General features: G+C 74.0%; 4 protein-coding genes. 3 read left to right on the top strand and 1 reads right to left on the bottom strand.

Annotated features, from left to right (window positions below; all coding sequences use genetic code 11):
- Positions 1–95: 95 nt before the first annotated feature.
- A complete protein-coding gene (locus SSNG_RS04375; RefSeq protein WP_042800520.1) occupies positions 96–1,196 on the bottom strand; it encodes an NADH:flavin oxidoreductase/NADH oxidase in 1,101 nt (366 codons plus the stop codon).
- A gap of 218 nt (positions 1,197–1,414) precedes the next feature.
- Between SSNG_RS04375 and SSNG_RS04380 the strand changes: the two genes are divergently transcribed.
- The 3 genes from SSNG_RS04380 to SSNG_RS04390 all read left to right on the top strand — a co-directional run bounded on the left by SSNG_RS04380 (position 1,415) and on the right by SSNG_RS04390 (position 4,270).
- A complete protein-coding gene (locus SSNG_RS04380) occupies positions 1,415–2,503 on the top strand; it encodes a sialidase family protein (protein ID WP_042800521.1) in 1,089 nt (362 codons plus the stop codon).
- A 49-nt stretch (positions 2,504–2,552) separates the two neighbouring features.
- Positions 2,553–3,239, top strand: a complete 687-nt coding sequence (locus SSNG_RS04385; protein ID WP_042800522.1) for a uracil-DNA glycosylase — start codon at positions 2,553–2,555, stop codon at positions 3,237–3,239.
- Between the two features lie 110 nt (positions 3,240–3,349).
- Positions 3,350–4,270 carry a hypothetical protein gene (locus SSNG_RS04390; RefSeq protein ID WP_007262593.1) on the top strand — a complete coding sequence of 307 codons (921 nt, stop codon included), beginning with the start codon at positions 3,350–3,352 and terminating at the stop codon, positions 4,268–4,270.
- Positions 4,271–4,541 lie beyond the last annotated feature (271 nt).

The raw sequence follows: 4,541 nt of genomic DNA on the forward strand, positions 1-4,541 counted from the left end.
CTGGGCTGGGGGTTCCGCTCGGATTCCCATCGTACGAGAGGCGTCGTAGGAAGGGGGCGGGGTGCGGCGCCGGGGCGGCCGGCGCCGCACCCGGATCACCAGCTGCGGTGGTACTGGTCGGGCGTGGGGATCTCCGCGCCCAGCTCGGCGGCCGCGCGGCGGGCCCAGTACGGGTCGCGCAGCAGCTCGCGGCCGAGGAGGACGGCGTCCGCCTCCCCGTTGGCGAGGACCTTCTCGGCCTGCTCCGGCTCGGTGATCAGACCGACGGCGGCGACCGGGAGGGTGGTCTCGGCCTTGACCCGGGCGGCGAAGGGCACCTGGTAGCCGGGGCCGACCGGGATCCTCACGTGCGGGGCGAGGCCACCGGTGGAGACGTCGAGGAGGTCCACGCCGTGCTCCTGGAGCAGCCGGGCCAGCCGGACGGTCTCGTCGGCGGTCCAGCCGTTCTCCTCCAGCCAGTCGGTGGCGGAGATCCGGAAGAACAGGGGCAGCTCCTCGGGCCACACCTCCCGTACGGCGTCGACGACTTCCACGGCGAGGCGGGTGCGGTTCTCGAAGGAGCCGCCGTACTCGTCGGTGCGCCGGTTGCTGTGCGGGGAGAGGAACTCGCCGATGAGGTAGCCGTGGGCACCGTGGATCTCCAGGACCTCGTAGCCCGCGTCCAGGGCACGCCCCGCGGCGGCCGCGAACCGGGCGGTGATCTCGCGGATCTCCTCGGTGGTGAGCTCGTGGGGCACCTGGTACCCCTCGTCGAACGGTACGGCGCTCGGGGCGACCGGCTGCCAGCCGTGGCCCTCGGGGCCGACGGGGCGGCCCCCCTTCCAGGTGCGCTCGGTGGAGGCCTTGCGGCCGGCGTGGGCGATCTGGATGCCGGGGACGGAGCCCTGGGACTTGACGAAGGCGGTGATCCGGCGGAGGGCCTCGACCTGGGTGTCGTTCCAGATGCCGAGGTCGTAGGGGCTGATGCGGCCCTCCGGCGCGACGGCGGTCGCCTCCTGGATGATCAGGCCGGTGCCGCCGGTGGCGCGGGCCGCGTAGTGCGCGAAGTGCCAGTCCAGGGCCACTCCCGCGTTCGGGCCGAAGGCCTCGGCGCTGTACTGGCACATCGGGGCCATCCAGACGCGGTTCGGGATGGTGACCGAACGCAGGGTGTAGGGCTGGAACAGGGCGGCGAAGGCAGCGGGTGCAGCACTCATGGGGCTCTCCAGACGTGACCGGACGCGCACCGGGATCGGCGCTAAGTACGAGAAACACCGTACTACGAAAACCTCCGTAGTACGAGCCTCTTCGTACAACCATGCCGAAGGGTCGAACGGGTCTTCGGCGGCCCGGCCTGCCCGACCGCCGCCGACGGTCGGGTGCAGACTGGCTGGAACCCTGCCGTGAGGGACAACGACGTCCGGAGGTGTCGGCCATGACCGACGTGGTACTGCTCGCGGGGACCCGCAAGGGCCTCTTCATCGGCCGCCGCCGGGGCGAGGGCCCCTGGGAGTTCGACGGTCCGCACTTCAACGCCCAGGCCGTCTCGGCGGTGGCCGTCGACACCCGGGGGCCGCGGCCCCGGCTGCTGGTCGGCGGGGACAGCTCGCACTGGGGACCGTCCGTCTTCAGCTCCGACGACCTCGGCGCGACCTGGCAGGAGCCCGCCGCGCCCGCCGTGAAGTTCCCCAAGGACACCGGCGCCTCGCTGGAACGGGTCTGGCAGCTGCACCCGGCCGGCCCGGAGGCCCCGGACGTGGTCTACGCCGGGACGGAGCCGGCCGCGCTCTTCCGCTCCACCGACCGGGGGGAGTCCTTCGAGCTGGTCCGGCCGCTGTGGGAGCACCCGACCCGTTCGGAGTGGGTGCCGGGCGGCGGCGGTGAGGGCCTGCACACCGTGATCACCGACCCGGCGGACGCGGACGCCGTGACCGTGGCGGTCTCCACCGCCGGGGTGTTCCGCACCCGGGACGGCGGGGCGAGCTGGGCACCGTCCAACCACGGGGTCTCGGCCGTGTTCCTGCCCGACCCGGACCCGGAGTTCGGCCAGTGCGTCCACAAGATCGCCCAGGACGCCGGGGACCCCTCCCGGCTCTACCTCCAGAACCACTGGGGGGTCTACCGCAGCGACGACGCGGGCGCCGCGTGGACCGACATCGGCTCCGGACTGCCCTCCGACTTCGGCTTCGCGGTGGCCGCCCACCCGCACCGCCCGGACACCGCGTACGTCTTCCCGCTCAACGCCGACTCCGACCGGGTCCCGGCGGAACACCGCTGCCGGGTCTTCCGCACCCGGGACGCGGGCGCCACCTGGGAGCCCCTCTCCAAGGGGCTGCCGGCCGGCGACCACTACGGCACCGTCCTGCGCGACGCCCTGTGCACCGACGACGCCGACCCCGCGGGCGTCTACTTCGGCAACCGCAACGGCGAGCTGTACGCCAGCCACGACGACGGCGACAGCTGGCAGCTGCTCGCCGACCACCTGCCGGACGTGCTCTGCGTACGGGCGGCCGTACTGCCCTGAGGCCGCGGACGGGACCGGCTGTCGGTGTGGGCCAGTAGAGTGATCACCCATGGCAGCACGACCGTTGAACGAGATCGTCGAGCCGGGCTGGGCCCGTGCTCTGGAGCCGGTGGCGGGGCAGATCGCCGCCATGGGCGACTTCCTGCGCGCCGAGATCGCGGCAGGCAGAACGTACGTCCCGGCGGGGGCGAACGTGCTGCGCGCGTTCCAGCAGCCCTTCGACGAGGTGAAGGTACTGATCGTCGGGCAGGACCCCTACCCGACGCCGGGGCACGCCATGGGCCTGTCCTTCTCGGTCGCGCCCGAGGTGAGCCCGTGGCCGCCCAGCCTGGACAACATCTTCCGCGAGATGCACGCCGACATCGGTACGGGCAAGCCGCTCAACGGCGACCTGACGCCGTGGACCCGGCAGGGCGTGCTGCTGCTGAACCGCGCCCTCACCACCGCCCCCCGCAAGACCGGCGGCCACCGGGGCAAGGGCTGGGAGGCCGTCACCGAACAGGCCATCCGGGCGCTGGCCGCGCGCGGGAAGCCGCTGGTGTCCATCCTGTGGGGCCGCGACGCCCGCAACCTGCGCCCCCTGCTGGGGGACCTGCCGGCCGTGGAGTCCGTCCACCCCTCGCCCATGTCCGCGAGCAACGGCTTCTTCGGCTCCCGGCCGTTCAGCCGGACCAACGAGCTGCTGGCCGGGCAGGGAGCGGAGCCCGTCGACTGGCGCCTGCCGGCCGTCAGTTGAACCGTATATGACATTGAACTACGACATTCAATGGATAAATACGGACAGATGCCGCCCGAGCGGGCCCTGCCCGAACACGTGGTTCCGATAAACCAGTAGCATGCGGCGCCATGAGCTCCCCCACTGGGCCCGCAAACGGCCTGCCCGTACGAATGCCGCGACCCCGCCAGACCGGACGGCACCGCCGGCCCGAGCCCGCGGTGGCGCCCGAGGGCGCGCCCGCGCTGGTGCTCGCCGTGCCCGGTGCCCCCTCGGCCGCCTCGCGGGGGCTGGCCGAAGAGGTCCTCAGCATCGGCCGCTCCGAGCTGCCGGGGCTGGACGCCCGGATCGGCTACCTCGAAGGCGAGGACGGCGAGGAGAGCGAGTTCCCCTCGCTGTCCGGCGTCCTGAACGCCGTCGCGCAGGAGCGGACCGCGCGCGCGGAGTTCGCCCGCGCGGCCGGCCTGGACGTGCCCGCGCCGACCGGCCCCGACGCCGTGGTCGTGCCCCTGCTGGCCGGTCCCGACGGGGACCTGCTGCGCCGGATGCGCCAGGCGCTGATGGACTCCTCGGCCGCCGCCGAGCTGGCCGACGTGCTCGGCCCGCACCCGCTGCTCGCCGAGGGCCTGCACGTCCGGCTGTCGGAGGCCGGCCTGGCCCGCGCCGACCGGGCCCGGCTGTTCACCGTGGCCACCGCCGCCGACGGCATCATCCTGGCCACCACCGGCGGCGAGGAGGCCGTCCAGGCGGCCGGGATCACCGGCATGCTGCTGGCCGCCCGCCTCGCGGTGCCCGTGATCGCCGCCGCGCTGGACCAGGAGGGCTCGGTGGCGGCGGTCGCCGCCGAGCTGCGCGGTTCCGGTTCGCTCCAGCTGGCGCTGGCCCCGTACCTCATCGGCCCGGAAGCGGCCGACGGCCTGCTGGACACCGCCTGCAAGGAGGCCGACTGCTCGGCCGCCGAGGTGCTCGGGGCCTACCCGGCGCTCGGCAAGCTGGCCGTGGCGGCGTACAGCGCCGCCCTGGGCATCCAGCTGGGCGCCGCCGCGCAGTAGGACCGCCCGCACGTGTGGCGCAGGGCCCGCCGGAATCCGTTCCGGGCGGGCCCTTCGCCGTTCCGGGCGCCCTTCGCCGTTCCGGGCGCCCCTTCGCCCGTTTCCGGGGGCGCCCTTTCGCCGTTTCCGGGGCGTCCTCTCCCCCGTTTCCGGGGCGTCCTTTTCGCCCGTTTCCGCGGGGGCCGCTAGCCGAAAGACCACGCAGGGAGGCCGCGGGGACGGCCCAGCGATTCCGGCCCGGGCGCGGGTTGGCCGGGTCAGCGGGTCCCAC

This window comes from Streptomyces sp. C (assembly GCF_000158895.1).
Classification (GTDB): Bacteria; Actinomycetota; Actinomycetes; order Streptomycetales; family Streptomycetaceae; genus Streptomyces; species Streptomyces racemochromogenes.

Bases quoted from the DNA above. Each gene is read 5' to 3' on its own strand.
- SSNG_RS04375 (WP_042800520.1), bottom strand. From the start codon at position 1,196: ATGAGTGCTGCACCCGCTGCCTTCGCCGCCCTGTTCCAGCCCTACACC.
- SSNG_RS04390 (WP_007262593.1), top strand. From the start codon at position 3,350: ATGAGCTCCCCCACTGGGCCCGCAAACGGCCTGCCCGTACGAATGCCG.
- SSNG_RS04385 (WP_042800522.1), top strand. From the start codon at position 2,553: ATGGCAGCACGACCGTTGAACGAGATCGTCGAGCCGGGCTGGGCCCGT.
- SSNG_RS04380 (WP_042800521.1), top strand. From the start codon at position 1,415: ATGACCGACGTGGTACTGCTCGCGGGGACCCGCAAGGGCCTCTTCATC.